The organism is Streptomyces sp. NPDC093149, assembly GCF_044754145.1.
GTDB lineage: Bacteria > Actinomycetota > Actinomycetes > Streptomycetales > Streptomycetaceae > Streptomyces.
On sequence record NZ_JBIVON010000002.1, the window covers coordinates 105,243 to 119,587 of the forward strand.

13 protein-coding genes are annotated in these 14,345 nt (G+C 67.4%); 9 read left to right on the top strand and 4 right to left on the bottom strand.

Going from position 1 to position 14,345, the window contains the following annotated elements:
- Window position 1: 1 nt before the first annotated feature.
- The gene (locus ACIQCZ_RS06980; protein ID WP_402280357.1) at window positions 2-898 is read right to left on the bottom strand and encodes a serine/threonine protein kinase; all 897 of its coding nucleotides are present in this window, start codon (window positions 896-898) and stop codon (window positions 2-4) included.
- Window positions 899-1,253: 355 nt separating this feature from the next.
- Here ACIQCZ_RS06980 and ACIQCZ_RS06985 point away from each other — a divergent pair, with 355 nt between their 5' ends.
- Entirely contained in the window at window positions 1,254-1,916 is a 663-nt protein-coding gene (locus ACIQCZ_RS06985) for a hypothetical protein (protein WP_402280358.1), read from the top strand.
- A gap of 202 nt (window positions 1,917-2,118) precedes the next feature.
- On the opposite strand, the gene ACIQCZ_RS06990 is transcribed toward ACIQCZ_RS06985, so the two are convergent.
- The gene (locus ACIQCZ_RS06990) at window positions 2,119-2,526 is read right to left on the bottom strand and encodes a hypothetical protein (protein WP_376289166.1); all 408 of its coding nucleotides are present in this window, start codon (window positions 2,524-2,526) and stop codon (window positions 2,119-2,121) included.
- A 78-nt stretch (window positions 2,527-2,604) separates the two neighbouring features.
- On the opposite strand from ACIQCZ_RS06990, the gene ACIQCZ_RS06995 reads away from it, so the two are divergent.
- The 4 genes from ACIQCZ_RS06995 to ACIQCZ_RS07010 all read left to right on the top strand — a co-directional run bounded on the left by ACIQCZ_RS06995 (window position 2,605) and on the right by ACIQCZ_RS07010 (window position 4,860).
- Window positions 2,605-3,426 (top strand): Scr1 family TA system antitoxin-like transcriptional regulator, encoded by an 822-nt coding sequence (locus ACIQCZ_RS06995; RefSeq protein ID WP_402280360.1) that lies wholly within the window; start codon window positions 2,605-2,607, stop codon window positions 3,424-3,426.
- Window positions 3,423-3,671 carry a DUF397 domain-containing protein gene (locus tag ACIQCZ_RS07000; RefSeq protein WP_402280362.1) on the top strand — a complete coding sequence of 83 codons (249 nt, stop codon included), beginning with the start codon at window positions 3,423-3,425 and terminating at the stop codon, window positions 3,669-3,671. The genes ACIQCZ_RS06995 and ACIQCZ_RS07000 overlap by 4 nt, the downstream gene beginning before the upstream one ends.
- Before the next feature lie 8 nt (window positions 3,672-3,679).
- The gene (locus tag ACIQCZ_RS07005; RefSeq protein WP_402280364.1) at window positions 3,680-4,246 is read left to right on the top strand and encodes an AAA family ATPase; all 567 of its coding nucleotides are present in this window, start codon (window positions 3,680-3,682) and stop codon (window positions 4,244-4,246) included.
- 98 nt (window positions 4,247-4,344) lie between these two features.
- Window positions 4,345-4,860: a DUF1269 domain-containing protein gene (locus ACIQCZ_RS07010; RefSeq protein WP_402280366.1), complete on the top strand. Its 516-nt coding sequence runs from the start codon at window positions 4,345-4,347 to the stop codon at window positions 4,858-4,860.
- Between the two features lie 228 nt (window positions 4,861-5,088).
- On the opposite strand, the gene ACIQCZ_RS07015 is transcribed toward ACIQCZ_RS07010, so the two are convergent.
- A complete protein-coding gene (locus ACIQCZ_RS07015) occupies window positions 5,089-8,763 on the bottom strand; it encodes a S8 family serine peptidase (protein ID WP_402280367.1) in 3,675 nt (1,224 codons plus the stop codon).
- A gap of 695 nt (window positions 8,764-9,458) precedes the next feature.
- On the opposite strand from ACIQCZ_RS07015, the gene ACIQCZ_RS07020 reads away from it, so the two are divergent.
- The 4 genes from ACIQCZ_RS07020 (at window position 9,459) to ACIQCZ_RS07035 (ending at window position 13,466) form a co-directional block, all read left to right on the top strand.
- Complete coding sequence (locus ACIQCZ_RS07020) at window positions 9,459-9,893, top strand: hypothetical protein (protein WP_402280369.1); 435 nt, start codon at window positions 9,459-9,461, stop codon at window positions 9,891-9,893.
- A 17-nt stretch (window positions 9,894-9,910) separates the two neighbouring features.
- Window positions 9,911-12,262 (top strand): hypothetical protein, encoded by a 2,352-nt coding sequence (locus ACIQCZ_RS07025; protein WP_402280371.1) that lies wholly within the window; start codon window positions 9,911-9,913, stop codon window positions 12,260-12,262.
- A 349-nt stretch (window positions 12,263-12,611) separates the two neighbouring features.
- Complete coding sequence (locus tag ACIQCZ_RS07030) at window positions 12,612-12,959, top strand: hypothetical protein (RefSeq protein ID WP_402280372.1); 348 nt, start codon at window positions 12,612-12,614, stop codon at window positions 12,957-12,959.
- A 159-nt stretch (window positions 12,960-13,118) separates the two neighbouring features.
- Window positions 13,119-13,466, top strand: coding sequence for a hypothetical protein (locus ACIQCZ_RS07035; RefSeq protein ID WP_402280373.1), 348 nt, complete (start codon window positions 13,119-13,121; stop codon window positions 13,464-13,466).
- 164 nt (window positions 13,467-13,630) lie between these two features.
- On the opposite strand, the gene ACIQCZ_RS07040 is transcribed toward ACIQCZ_RS07035, so the two are convergent.
- Entirely contained in the window at window positions 13,631-14,203 is a 573-nt protein-coding gene (locus ACIQCZ_RS07040) for a hypothetical protein (RefSeq protein ID WP_402280375.1), read from the bottom strand.
- Between the last annotated feature and the right edge of the window lie 142 nt (window positions 14,204-14,345).

A 14,345-nucleotide genomic window follows, 5' to 3' on the forward strand; every position in this document is an offset into this window, starting at 1 on the left:
GTCAGCTTCCGAGGGACAGGGGGAGGTCCGCGGCGAGGATTTCCGCAGACTGGCGAGCGAGGGCAGCGATCACACGACCAGGGAGGGGGATCTCTCTCGATCCTGGATCGATGACGGTGGGGGAAGGAGCTGTGCCGGACGTGGAAGGGGCCAACGCCTGCAGGACGTCGATGGCGCGCGGGCGGGCGGCCGGGTCGCGGGCCAGGCACGCAGGTACGAGGGAGCGGAACAGGGAGGGAAGCTCCTCGCGGTCGGGAACCGTGTGCCCGGTGGCCGCGTACGCGAGGACCGCGCCCAGTGCGTAAACATCACCGGGAGGACGCGGGCGTCCACCAGTGGCCTGCTCCGGGGGCAGACTGCCGGGTTCGAGGCCAGGGAGCCCCGAGCGTGTCTGTCCGTCCTCGGCGGCGGTCCGTACCGCACCGAAGCAGGTGAGTCGTGGTCCGTTCCCAGCCAGCAGTACGGCGGCGGGGGACACCCCGGCGTAGGCCAGCCCGGAGGCATGGGTGGTGGCCAGCGTCTCTGCCAGGCAGAGGCCGAGGGCCCGTAGCGTCTCGTCCGGCAACGGACCACCGTGGACGGCCAGGGCCGTCGAGAGCGGGACGGCGGGCTCGTACGGGTGCGCGCACCACGCGGGCATGCCGGGATCTGCGTACTCGGTGACGGGGGCGAACCAGGGGCCGAGATGGCACCGGGCGACCTGAGCCTCAATGAGGAATCGGGCGGAAGCAGCTTCGTCCAACGGGACGCTCACTACGGACGTCCGGTCGCCGTCCGCGCTGCGCGCGATGAAACGGTGTTCGGGGACGGGCATCGCGCCGGGGCCGGTTGGATCCAGCCTCGTGATGACGGTGTAGGGGCCGATCTGCCGTGCGAAGGTTCGACGCGGCTGCTGCATGTAGCGGAAATCCCCCCGGACGTCATCAGAACAACGGCAGCCTACTCAGTTCCTCCGGACACAATCCCAAGGGCTACAACTGCGCCCCTTGTTGGGAGCATGAGAACTGGGATGGCCGGTGGGGCGGTGAGCCGGACGATCTGACCGAATACCAGGAACGCCACGGAACACGCGAACGTGGCCACCGAGACCGAGTCGTGCGAGACCAGCGGGTTCAGTGAGACCAGTGGGACAGGTGATGACGCGGCCATCGCGACGCACTCAGGACACCTCGTGTCCTGCCCGTCGAACAGGCCGCATCGCTGCTGCCGGCCGCAGCCTCGGCGTGTCCGGGCCGCGCCCCTACGATCAAGGCATGGCTAAGCGCAAGGTGCACCAGAGGGCCAAGAAGGTCCTGGGTGCTGAACCGTCGGCTCTGGTGTGGTGCAGCATTCCCCGGGCGATACCGAAGCCACCGAAGGACGTACACCGTGCAGCCGGCAAGGGGCGGCTGAAAGGGCGTCACCACTGGCTGCTGTACGTGGGCGCGGTGGTGTTCTGTGTCGTCATCATCCCGGTCTATCTGATCGACGTGCTCGGGAAGCGGATCGACAGGATGCTCCAGGGGCGGGCGCGGCGCAGTGAGCCCGGCCGGAGAAGTGAGACGCCGACCAGAGACCGCGGGCCCGGGGACGGTGTCTTCGACGGGGACTGGAACCTGGCGGCAGGTCAGCTGGTGCTGCGCTGGTTCTCGCAGTCGCCCAGTCCACGACGGCTGATCCTGTTGGACCGGGACCGTATCTTTGTCGCGGCCTCGCCGCGCCGCCGTCTTGCGGCGACCAAGGCCAACGACTTCGGGATCGTGGCGGAATTCAGGGCCGACGAGGCGCGCATTGAGGCGGAGGCGGGGCAGCCGCGAGGCTTCGCCACGTTCCGTATCCGCTTCGCGGACGGCTCCTGGCTGGAGCTCGGCAATCTGGCCGAGCCCGAGGACGCCGACCACTTCCTGCGGATGACGGCGACCGGGGCCAGAGGCTGAGCTCGTCCGCGGATGCCTCGCCGGCACGACGAGCAGGCTGCGTCCACGGACCAGACCGTGGTGCCGGGATGACGTGCGCGGTGAGGCCGGTACGGCTTCCGCGATGTGTGCTTCGGGCGTCGGCACTCGCGGCGTGCGGGACCGGTGGCGAACGTGGCCGGGAGGGTCGAAGGCCGAGCAGATGAAGGCGGCGCCGTCCGCCTCACGCCTCCTCCGGGGCCAGTTGCGCCATCACCAGCCCGTACAGCAGCTCCACGTCCACGAACTCACCCTCTTCCGGTGCCCCGCACCGCCAGCTCAGCGGGTACGTGTTGCCGTCCGGTGCGGGGATTCCCACGTACTGGTCACAGGCAGCCGGCCCGAAGCACCTGGTGCCTGGTGGCCAGTCGTACTCCTTGCTCGACCCGGGCGGGATCAGGAAGTACGTCCACCGGGCGCCCGCGATCTCCCTTACGACCGGGCCCGGTTCGCCTTCGGTGAGCGTCCCGAGGTGCTGAAGCACTGCCTCGCCCCGAACGCCTCGTAGGCGGATGGCGTCGAAGTGGATTCCGGCCAGGTGGAGTTGGAGCCCGGCGGCGGGTACCCATTCGGGGAGTTTCTTGCTCGTCATGACCCCAAGCATCCAGGTGGACGCATAGCGTGACCAGGAGGACGCGGTCCACATCGACGGGATGTGGTGAGGGTGGTGGTGGCTGTGGGGACGAGTGGTGAGCCGTCGCAGGTGCGGCGGCTCGTGGGCGAACTGATCCGTATCCATCGGGTGCGGGCCGGGCTCACGCAGAAGGACGCTGCGGACAAGTTGTTGATCTCGGAATCGCTGATGGGGGCGGTCGAGCGGGCAGAGCGCATTCCGACGCTGGAACTGCTGGCCGACGCGGACCGGGTCCTTGTGGCCGGGGGTGCGCTGAAGGCGTGCATCGAGCTGGTCGACGAGGAGAAGTATCCGGCGAAGTTCCTGGACTGGGCGCGGCTGGAACGGCAGGCGCGGGTCATCAGTGCCTACGAGACGATGCTGTTCCCGGGGCTGCTACAGACGGAGGCGTACGCGTACGCGCTGTACCGGGCTCGCAAACCCGCGTATACGGAGGACGAGATCGTCCGGCATGTCGGTGCGCGACTGGAACGGCAGGCGGTGCTGATGCGCACGCCTCCGCCGTACGTCGGGTTCGTCATCGAGGAGTCGATCCTGAGCCGGACGCTCGGTGGTGCGGAGGTGCTGAAGGAACAGTTGCTGCATCTGCTTGAGTGCATGCGGCGGATGAACCACCTCACCGTGCAGGTGATGCCCTCGGATCAGCACACGCACGCGGGGTTGAACGGACCGATGCAGTTGATGTGTACGGCGGAAGGCCGCAATCTGGTCTTCGCGGAGAGCCAGGGCGGCGATAGGTTGATCTCCAGGCCGGAGCAGGTGGGTGACATGTTCGACCTCTTCGGCATCCTGCGGGCCCAGGCGCTCAACCCCTGGAAGTCGGCGGAGATCATCGAAACGAAGGCGAGGCAACTGTGACCACCGGGCCCGAGCTCTTCTGGTTCAAGTCCAGCTACAGCAACAACGAGGGCGGCGCCTGCGTCGAAGTCGCCTACGACTGGCGCAAGTCCAGCTACAGCAACAACGAGGGTGAGGCCTGCGTCGAGGTCGCCACTTGCCCCCACACCGTCCACGTCCGCGACTCCAAGGTCACCGACGGCCCCACCTTCACCGTCGCCCCCGCTGCCTGGACCGCCTTCCTGGCCGGCGCCGTAGCGGGCTGAGCGCGAGCGTGTCGCAAGCTGCTGATCCCGGCCCCGCCGTCATCCTCATCACCGGTGTGATGGCCTCCGGTAAGTCCACCGTCGCCCAGGCGCTTGCCGAGCGGCTGCCGCGCGCTGTCCATGTGCGGGGGGATGTCTTCCGGCGGATGGTGGTGTCCGGGCGGGCCGAGATGGTGCCGGGGGCGTACGAGGAGGCTGCGGCCCAACTCCGGCTCCGGTACCGCCTGTCCGCGATGACGGCCGATGTGTACGCGGACGAGGGCTGGACCGCCGTGGTGCAGGACGTGGTGCTGGGGGAGGAGCTGGCCGCGTACATCGATCTCGTACGGACCCGACCGCTGTACGTCGTCGTGCTCGCCCCCGAGCCGCGAGTCGTTGCCGAGCGGGAGGCCGGGCGGGGCAAGAGCGGTTACGGGGCCGGGTGGACGGTCGAGTCGCTGGACCGGGTGCTGCGGGAGGAGACGCCGCCGATCGGGCTCTGGCTGGACACGACCGGGCAGACCGTGGAGCAGACGGTCGACGCGGTCCTCGCGGAACTCGGCCGGGCGCGGGTGGCGGGAGCGGCGGAGAGCTGAAGCGGCTGGAGGGCCGATACATTCGGACCTAATGTCTTATTTAATAGCAGTTCCTCTATGGTTGATGCGGTAACGCACCATGAGGAGGAGTCAGCCGCATGAGCAATCTGTTCGTCATCGCCTACGACGATCTCGCCACCGCCGACCGGGTCCGGGACAAGCTGCTGTCCATGAACCGCGAGCACCTCGTCGAGCTGGAGGACGTCGTCGTCGTGGAACGGCGTGAGAAGGACGGCAAGATCAAGCTGCATCAGGCCGTCAACCACGTGGGTAACGGTGCCGTGGGTGGTGCGCTGTGGGGGAGCGTCATCGGGCTGCTCTTCCTCGTGCCGTTCCTCGGGGCCGCGGTGGGCGCCGCGGCCGGCGCCGCCGGTGGGTCCGTCGTCGACACCGGTGTCAACGACGACTTCATGAAGGAGCTGAGCGCCAATCTCCGGCCCGGCGCCGCCGCCGTTTTCGTGCTCGTCAGGAAGTCCGCCCGCGACAAGGTCATCCCCGAGATCGTCAAGTTCGGCGGTCAGCTTGTGCAGACCTCGCTCAGCAAGGAGGACGAGACGCACCTGCGGGAGATGGTGAAGGAAGCGCTCAAGGAAGAGACGACGATCGCCTACTGATCTCCGGACCGTACGGGAGAAGGCGACTGCCCGCGCCGCGCGCGAATCACGAAGAGATCCGTGTCCAGTTCGATCTGCTCTACGGGAAGTCCGCAGAGTCCGGCGGGGACCCGGTCGGCCATGTCCGTGCACGACGCCGGAGGGTCGGCGGACCAGGTCCCGGGAACGGCCCGACAGTTCCGGCCGTGCCCCGAGACCTGGTCGAACTGCGCGTCGTATGCGGTGTGGTCAGCGCACGCCCACCGCGCGGATGAGCTCCTGCTTCACCGAGCCGCCCCGGTCGTCGCTCGCGCCCGCCCGCAGCGAGACGAACTTCGCGCCGCTCGGGACGCGCAGCTCACCGTTCCAGGAGGCGCCGCGCGACGAGTGCAGCGCGACGTTCGTCCAGGTCGCCCCCTCGTCGTAGGAGACCTCCAGGGAGCCGCCGCCGAGGACACCGGTGTCCGCCGCGCCCTTGACGTACTCGGCGTAGATCCGTACGGGCACCTGGCTGCCGCCCCGGACGTCGCCGACGAGGTCGGTGTCGAGGTCGAAGCCGAGGTTGATCAGCGGCAGGTAGGTGTACCGGTCGGCCGGGGTCTCCTTGGAGCGGAAGGTCCACTCGGAGTGACCCTTGGTGGAGAGACGCCAGCGGGCCGGGTCGAGCGCGGTGTCGGTGACGACCTTGTAGGTGGCCTCCTGCGCGGGGGCCTTCCGGGCGTAGGCGCCGGAGCTCTTCCTGCGGTCGACCCGCTCGCCGTTGACGTACACCTCGGTGTACTGGCTCGTCGTCGAGTCGTTCCACACGTCGCCGAAGCCGGTGTGGTCCGGTCCGGAGTCCCCCCAGCCGGGCGTGTTGAACCGCAGTTCGTCGCCGGCGCGCTGCTGACCCCATCCGAGGCCGGTACCGAGCCACGGGTGCCAGACCGGCTTGAACCACTCCAGCTCGACCTTGCTGCCGCCGCGGTAGGACGGGGTGCCGCTGCGCTCCTCGAGCGAGTTCAGCAGGGCGACGGACTCGTGCCAGCGCTGGCCGGTGCCGGTGGAGACGTACTCGGTGCGCTCGGTCGGGAAGACGATCCACTCCTGGAAGCCGAAGCCGTACCGGAAGGTGTCGGTGATCGAGTAGCGGAACTCGCCGCCCATCTCCTTCTTGGCCGTCGGCATGTGGTACTTCGAGTGGATCGTGGCGAGTTCGTGCTTGCCGGGCCGGAAGACCAGGTCCGTGCCGATGGCGCCGGGGTGCCCCTCGGAGAGGTCGTAGGTGTATGGGGTGAAGCGGGTTCCCGTCAGGTCGAGTGCCGTCCCGCGGGCTGCGGCGGCCGCGATCCTTGCGGCGTCGGCCGCGTTCACCGTGGCGACGGCGAGCGGCCGGTCCTCGTGGTCGGCGGTGCCGAACCACGCCATCAGCCGGCCGGGCTGGTCGTCGGTGACGAACAGGACCTCGGCGCCCGCGTCCTGGGCGGTCTGGGCGAGCTGGGTGGGGTCGGCGCCCTCGGTACGGCGGACCAGGACCGCCTTGCCGGTGACGTCCTTGCCGGCGTACTCCGCGGCGGTGCCAGTGCCCGCGTCGACGACGCCGAGACGGTGACGGCCGTCGAGGAAGGCGGCGCCGCGCTGCGGGGTGACGTCGGAGAGCCGGACGCCGCCCGCGGTGACCTCGACCATCGGCTTGCCGAGCCGCCAGACCGTCCGGTACTCGAAGGTGCCGGTGGCGGGCTTGGTGGTGGGCGCGGCGAAGACCGAGTCGTACTTCGGCGGGACCTGGACGGCGCCGCCGTAGGAGGCCCCGTCAGCCTTGCGGTCGAACTCCATCAGGAGCTGCCGGGTCTCGGTGCGCTTGTCGACCTCGGCGCGTATCTCACGCAGCCGGCGCCCGTCGAGGGTGATCTCGCGGTCGCGGTCGAGGACGATCTCCGGATCGGTGAGGAAGCCGAGGCCGAGGGAGTCCTTGCCGTGCGAGCCGCGGACGTCGAGGAAGGTGTCGACGGTGTACGTGCCGGGCCTCAGGCGCAGTTGGACGGTGCCGGACTCGCCGACGGCTGCCGGGAACGGGTCTTCGTCCGCTACCAGGTGCTGCACCCCGAGCCAGGCGGGGGTGGGGGCGCCGTCGCGGTCCTTGACATGGACGGTGAGGGTGTAACGCTCCTCCTCCTTGACCAGGCCGAGCGCGGTGTGCGCGACGGGCGTGCCGCCGGAGGTGGCGGTGATGCGGCCGGAGCTGGTGCCGACGGGGGCCTTGGCGCCGTCGCCGGTGACGGTGGTCCGCGCGGTGCCGTGGGCCGGGACGGTGAGGGTGGTGTCGGCGACGGCGGCGGTGCCCTCCGGCATGCCCTCGACGGCCAGGTTCAGCTCGACGGGCGCGTCGGAGGAGTTGGTGTACGTGACGGTCTTCGTCACGGGCTTGTTCGACTCGTACGGCCAGGAGTAGAAGCCCAGGTCGGCGGAGCCGGTGGCGGTGACGTTCGCGGAGATCGCGGCAGCTACGTCGACCCGGCCCGAGCCGAGGGCGTACGAGGACGCGGTGAGCGTCTTGGAGCTGGACATGAGGGCGTTCTTGAGCTGGGCACCGGTCCAGTCGGGGTGCCGCTCGGCGAGGAGCGCGGCGACGCCCGCGACGTGCGGGGTCGCCATCGACGTACCGCTCTTGGAGGTGTAGAGGCCGCTGCCGCCGACGAGTTGGGAGCGGGCGGCGAGAATGTCGACACCGGGGGCGGAGATGTCGGGCTTGAGGGCCTGGTCGCCGTAGCGGGGGCCCTGGCTGGAGAAGTAGGCGGCGCGGTCGGCGGAGTCGACGGCTCCGACGGTGAGCGCGGAGTCGGCGGCGCCGGGTGAGCCGATGGAGCCCGGGGCACCGGAGTTGCCGGCGGCGATGACGAAGAGGGCGCCGGTCTCGGCGGAGAGGGTGTTCACCGCCTGAGCCATGGGGTCGGTGCCGTCGCTGCCCTCGCTGGAGCCGAGGCTCATCGAGACGATCTTCGCGTCGATGTCCCGGGCGGCCCACTCCATGCCGGCGATGATCTGCGACTCGGAGCCGGTGCCCTGGTCGTTGAGGACCTTGCCGACGGCGAGAGTGGCTGCGGGGGCGACGCCCTGCTCCTTGCCCGCGGAGCCCGCGCCGCTGCCGCCGACGGTGGAGGTGACATGGGTGCCGTGACCGTTGCGGTCGGCGACCTCCTGGCCCTCGATGAAGGACCGGCTCTCGGCGACCCGTCCGTCGAGGTCGGGGTGGGAGAGGTCGGCGCCGGTGTCGAGTACGGCGACCTTGACGCCCTTGCCGGTCAGGCCGGCCTCCCAGGCCTTGGGGGTGCCGATCTGGGCGTTGGAGTCGGCCATGGCGGCCTTGACCCGGGCGTCGAGCCAGACCTTCATGGCACCGGCCGAGCGGGCGCCGGGGCGGGCGGAGTCGGTGAACTCGCGCCAGAAGGCGGCTGGTTCGGTGGCTCGTACGGCCGCGCCGCCGATGCTGGGCAGGGTCCGGACGGTCTTGGTGCCGCGCGGGGCGACGGCGGCGCGGGCACCCTTGCCGTGCGTCACGATCAGCGGCAGATCGCCGGTGATGCCCTGCTCGACGAGGCCGGTGACGTCGAAGAGCCGCCGGTCGAGTACACCCGCCTCCAGGTAGGGACGGGCCTCGTCGGGTATGACGGTGATCCTGCCGTTCACGGTCTCGTTGCGGACGGCCCCCGTGGCGCCCTCGGCCCGGTCGACGGTGACGGTCTTCCGGCCGCCGCCGAGGTCGGTGAGGGTGACGCGGTCACCGGTGATGAGGGTGACGGTGGTGCTCGCGCCCTGGGCCCCGGTGAAGGTGGCCGGTAAGGACGCGGTGTCCGGCGCGGCGGCGGTCTGCCCTGCCGAGAGCAGCACCAGGGCGAGCCCTGCGGCGAGCAGGGCAGCTCTTCCTCCTGCGGAAGGTCTGATCACGAGCACTCCTCGGACGCCCGGGGGAAGCGGAGGTTCCGGGCGCCGAGGTGAGTCTGGGCCGTCGGACGGGAGTTGACGCCTGCTGGGCGTGTCGGATCTGCACATGGCGGTCAACCGTCATTTGATGCAGCGGTGTTGACAGCCGTATGCGGGTCGGGCGTCGAAACGAGTCTTGCAACGCAACGAGTTGGGCGGCGCGACGAGTTGGGCGGCGCGCGGATCAGGGCCGTGCGCCGGCCAGGGCGTCGGGTCGGGGGCGTACCGGCGGAAGCGCCGCGTTCGTACGGACCACGTTGGGAAATCCGCACGGCGGCCATGGGGCGGTGGCAGGGCTGACGTCATCGCTTCCGTGTGCCGGTAGGAGGGGCTGGACGTCGCTGGAACCGCGGGACGGAACCGGCCGCGTACGTCGGCCTCGTACGGACTCGGGCGCTGTACGAATCACACGGCTTCGGCAGGGCAGATTCGGGCAACGACAGGCAACCGGGCCCCCGGCGTGGACGTCGGTGTCGGTGGTTCTGGCGGGTGAGCCGAGATGCTGAGGCGCAGCAGACATCCGACCCTTAATCCCCCCTGCCTCCAGTTGCAGTCGAAAAGTGGGTGCGTCATGGCGTGCGGCGGGTGATGCTGAGCGGCTAGCGTCAGCGTCAGTACAGATGACTTCGGGGCATCCAGGAATGAGTACGGGGGCTTTTGTGACGTTTGATGCAGAATGGGCGACTCTTCGCGCAGAATCGGCACAAAGGGTCAATATGCGACTCAATGGCGTCGAGAGTGGCGTGGGTGGTCATGACGGCCCAGGTAACGCCGATCTGGCGGTAAACCAGGACAACTTGGGCGCTATTGGGCATGATGCGTACGAATTACGTACTCGGCTCTCCAAAGACGGAGACCATGCCCGCCCCACCACCTTCGAGGCGGCGATTGCGCTCACCAATGGCAACTTCGACAGTGGCTCCGCGCTGCTGAAGGTGCATGACCGGTGGAACACGCACCTGAAGACGCTCCTGGATGCCTGTGCGCAGATTTCGAACCATCTGAACTACACCAAGTCCGCCCATGCAAAAGATGATGTGCAGATTGCTGGCGATCTGCTTTCTGTCTCCAAGCTCAACGAATATCTGAAGTAGCACGCGGGAGCAGGAGCATGCTGAAGTTCGAGGACATAGTCGACGCGCCCGTGGGCAAGCTGAAGGCGGCGGCTGACGACTGGGCGAAGATGGTCACCGCTCTGGACCGGCTGGCCGAGGATGCCCGGGACGGCATGAAGGTCAAGGCGGACAAGGCGGAATGGGAGGGCGCCAACGCGGGCGTCACCAGGGGGTTCATCACCAAGACCGCCAATGAGTTCAAGGACGCCGCTGCCGAGGCCAAGGGCGTCAAGCAGATTCTTGAAGACGCTCATGCAGCCATCAAGAAGGCCAAGGACGAACTCATCCGTATCCGCGACGACGAGGGGCCGGCGGCCGGAATCCATGTCGACGCCAAGGGCAAGGTGACGGCTCGGCACCCGATGGAAGAATCCGGCATCTCGCCAAACCGAGATCCCGACTACTTCGAAATGCTGGACCAGCAGAAGAAGGCGATCGAGGCATGGCAGAAGAAGATCGACCTCATCGTCGACAACTGCAACGACACCGATGTTGCCTTCAGGAACGCCCTTGAGGCCAACGTCACCGAGGGCCACGACTTCAAGGCGCCGAAGTACAAGAACCTGGACCAGGAGGAGGCGGCCCGAGCCGCCGCACTTGCTGCCAAGGGTCGCGACATCACCCACACCGAGCTGCAGACGCTCAATGAACTGCTGCACGACAACGGCAAGTCGAAGGAGTTCGCGAAGGACTTCTATCAGAAGCTCGGACCGGAGAAGTCACTCGCGTTCTTCGGACAGCTCTCGACCGATACGTTCCATTATCCCGATGTCGACAAACAGCGCCTGAAGGACGTTCAAGACCTTCAGAAGAATCTCGGCCTCAACCTGGCCACTGCCTCGCTTGACAAGAATTTCACGGCCGAGTGGGGGCCACAGCTACGTAAGCTCGGCACCGAACAGATTCCGCTCAGCAAGTACGACAACAACGGGCCGTTCGGCTACCAGTTGCTCGGTGGGATCATGCGGTACGGGAACTACGACACGAAGTTCCTCAACCCGATAGCCGAGCATGTGGCGCAGCTGCACCAGAAGAACCCGGACATGTTCCGGGGAAACAGTATGGTGACCATCCCTGGCAAAAACCCCTTCAATCCGTCCGGGGTGAACGGTTCCGGTTTCGACCCGACCGTCTCCATGCTGGAGGCTCTCGGTCACAGCCCGGACGCAGCGAAGCACTTCTTCGCCGACACACCGACCGCGTACAACGAGGACGGCACAGTCAACAAGGGGGCCATGGCGGACCTGGGCAAGGACAAGGACAGAAGGGAGATCGAGAACTATCTCGACTTCTTCGGCAACGAGAAGTGGCAGAACTTCGGGGACGTCGACGAACACACCCCGAAGGAGATGGAGAGCTCGCTCGGCTATATGCCAGATGCGCTGGGACATGCGCTGGAGTCGGCGACTCTCGGCTATCCGTACGACAGCCCGCACGAGGGCGTCACGCGGGACGCGGACAACGCCAAGGTCATGCGCAGCGTTATGGAGAAGTACGGCGAGGATGCCGGCTTGCTCAAGACGCAGGGGGCGATGTCCGACAGTCTGGGTGTCATGGCAGCCGGGTACATCGACGACATCAACTGGGCTCTGACCAAGGACGATTCATCGAGTGTCTTTGCGCCAGGAAGTGCCTCGGAAGGCCGCCTCGACTTCTCCGATGTGGGAGGAAGAGATGCGAGAGACATCACACGTAAATTCCTTACCACCTTGGGCCAGCACCCGGACGCATACGCGACCGTCTCCACTGCCGAGCAGATCTACAGCTCCAACATGCTGGAGCATCAAGTGGGTCCGGACGGCAGGATCCACGAGGGGGACGCACGGGCGGTGGTGCGCACGGGCGCAGAAGTGCAGGGCATGCTCGACCAGTCCCGTGCGGATCAGGTCGTGGCAACGAACGTGAAGATGCACGAGGATTACGAGAAGGCCGTGAACGCACGGTCCGGCTGGATGCAGTTCGGAGCCGGTGTGGGTGTTGCCGCAGGGGTCGCTTTTCTTCCGGAGGTCGCAGCGGCGGGGGTGGCGGCGACACTCATCGGGTTGGGTACTGATGCGGGCAGCGGACTCGTGGAAAACGTCGTCGGCCAGTTCATCGGGGATCTGTCCGACAACTCTGTGGATGAGCACAAGGAAAAGATGGAGGAACTCACCCGGGACGAGAAGACCAAGGTGTACAAGGGTGGCGAGTCCATGGCTGAGTCGCCCATGGAGAATTTCTTGGATCGAAATACGACTGATTCTGATGCCGACAAAAAATTCCGTGAGGATCTGAGGGATTCGATGCTGATCGGGTACGGGGTTGGGAACGCCCGTGCGCAGCAGCAGGGTAATGATCCCCAGACGTGAGACCCGATTCGGTGAAGGGCGCAGGAGGGGTAGGCGTATGAGGACGGTTCGAACGAGGGGTGTCTGGTGCGTTGTCGGGGTGGTGGTGGCTGTCGGCGTTGGTGTGGCCGGGTGTGGCGGCGAGGAGGAACCACCGGACTATGTTGGGGCAGGGCAGGTGTGTGGAGGGCTGTTCGCGGGTCCGCTGGCGAAGACGGTTGAGTCCGTCACAGGTGCGACATCCTTTGCCTGGAGCGGCACGAATGGTATGCAGCGGGTAGTGGATGGGTTGAAGGCCGGGTACGAGGAGGGGCGCACATTGGCGTCAGGGGGAAGGCTGTGCGAGATAAATCCGGAAGGAGGTGCACCCATGGACCGTTCAAAGGTCAATTTCGATATATATCCGCCGCAGGATTTGAATGAAGGTCATTCGAACGGTGAGCATTACTACACCATGGGAAAGCGGTCCGGGGCGACCAGTGCAGGGGCGTTTCTCTATTTTGAGTGTGTGAGCCCCCGACTCAAGGGGTCGAGGGAGACCCCGATGCGTATCTACGGCAGCTTCACCCACCGGAAGGCCACCGCGCAGAACACGCCGGAACACTGGGCGGAAAACATGAAGATTGTGCATGCCGCGTCCCTGGCTGTGGCCAAGGATCTGCAGTGCGAGAACAACGGCGGACTGCCCGAGAAGCCCGTGCTGAAGCCCCGGACCTGACACGGGCTGGACCGTCGGCCGCGCTTCTGTCGGTGGCAAGGCCAGGGCATCAGCGAGGGCGCGCGGTGGCCAGTCGTACCCCTTGTTCGACCTGGGCGGGCCGAGATGGTGCCGGGGGCGGACGAGGAGGCGGTCGCCCAATTCCATCTTCGGTACCGCTTGTCGGCGACGACGGCCGATGTGTACGCGGGTGAGGGGTGGACCGCCGTGGTGCAGGACGTGGTGCTCGGAGAGGAACTGGCCACGTATGTCAGCCTCGTACGGACCCGGCCGCTGTACGTCGTCGTGCTCGCCCCCGAGCCGCAAGCCGTTGTCGAGCGGGAGGCCGGGCGGAGCAAGAGCAGTTACAGGGCCGGGTGGACGGTCAAGGCGTTGGACCGGGTGTTGCGGGAGGAGACGATCGGGCTCCGGCTGGACACGACCGGGCAGAGCGTGGAGCAGACGGTCGACGCGGTTCTCGCGGGGCTGCGGCGGGCTCGCGTGGACGGTGCCGTCGCATCGGGTTGAGGCGGGTCGGGGGCAGTTCGCGGGCCATGAAGGGCGTTTTCGCAGGTGAGCGACGCGTGACCACAAGATCGAAGCCCCGTTGGGGTGGGCGACCGAGCAAGTCGCCCACCGCGCCGACGTACAGCAGGGAGCGTGGACGACGGCTGCCCCCGCTGACGCCGGTCCTACGCCTCGCAGTCGTACTTCTTGGCCAGCTTGGCAGCGGCTTCCCGTACCACGGCCGCGCTGTTGCGGATCGCGGTGTTCCGGTCGACGAGGCTCTTCTTCTCCTCCTGTGAGGGCGCCTTGAGCGTCACCATGATGTACGGGGAGGTCGAACCCATGCGGGCGGCGCAGCCGGCGGGCAGCGTGACTCTGGCTTCGTCGGGGAGGACCCAGCCGGTGAATCCGAGGCCGAGGGGGACGGAGTCCTTCCCGGGGCCGGGGTCGCTCCGGAAGTCCTCGATGATCAGTTGGTAAATCCCCCGGGGATAGTCGCTATCTGGATTGGCGCGCATCACCTGGCACGTCTTGAACACCGTGAGGTCGCCCTTGCCCTTGCTCTCCCACTCCTCCGTGCTGACCTCGCCCCCCTTGCCGTCGTCGATCAGTTCCGCCGTCTGCCGGCTAAGCGCCCCGTAACACAGGCTCTGCGGCAGCGGCGGCTTCTCCTTGGCGTCAGGCCAGAGGCTCGCCGTCACGACGGCCACTCCAGCGACGCCGAGCACGACGGTCAGGGGCAGCCACTTCTTGTCCATCGATCACTGTCCCATCGCCTTGTCCGCGTCCCCCATGCCGTTCCCGTACCACTGCTCGGCGATCGCCTGGAGGTGGTCCTCGTACTCGCCGGGGCTCGCGTCCAGCGGGGGCCCGTGGACGACGACTGCCCCCGCTGACGCC

Excerpts from the sequence above, each read along its gene's own strand:
- ACIQCZ_RS06980 (WP_402280357.1), bottom strand. The coding sequence starts at position 898 with ATGCAGCAGCCGCGTCGAACCTTCGCACGGCAGATCGGCCCCTACACC.
- ACIQCZ_RS06985 (WP_402280358.1), top strand. The coding sequence starts at position 1,254 with ATGGCTAAGCGCAAGGTGCACCAGAGGGCCAAGAAGGTCCTGGGTGCT.
- ACIQCZ_RS06990 (WP_376289166.1), bottom strand. The coding sequence starts at position 2,526 with ATGACGAGCAAGAAACTCCCCGAATGGGTACCCGCCGCCGGGCTCCAA.
- ACIQCZ_RS07010 (WP_402280366.1), top strand. The coding sequence starts at position 4,345 with ATGAGCAATCTGTTCGTCATCGCCTACGACGATCTCGCCACCGCCGAC.
- ACIQCZ_RS07025 (WP_402280371.1), top strand. The coding sequence starts at position 9,911 with ATGCTGAAGTTCGAGGACATAGTCGACGCGCCCGTGGGCAAGCTGAAG.
- ACIQCZ_RS07030 (WP_402280372.1), top strand. The coding sequence starts at position 12,612 with ATGGACCGTTCAAAGGTCAATTTCGATATATATCCGCCGCAGGATTTG.
- ACIQCZ_RS07040 (WP_402280375.1), bottom strand. The coding sequence starts at position 14,203 with ATGGACAAGAAGTGGCTGCCCCTGACCGTCGTGCTCGGCGTCGCTGGA.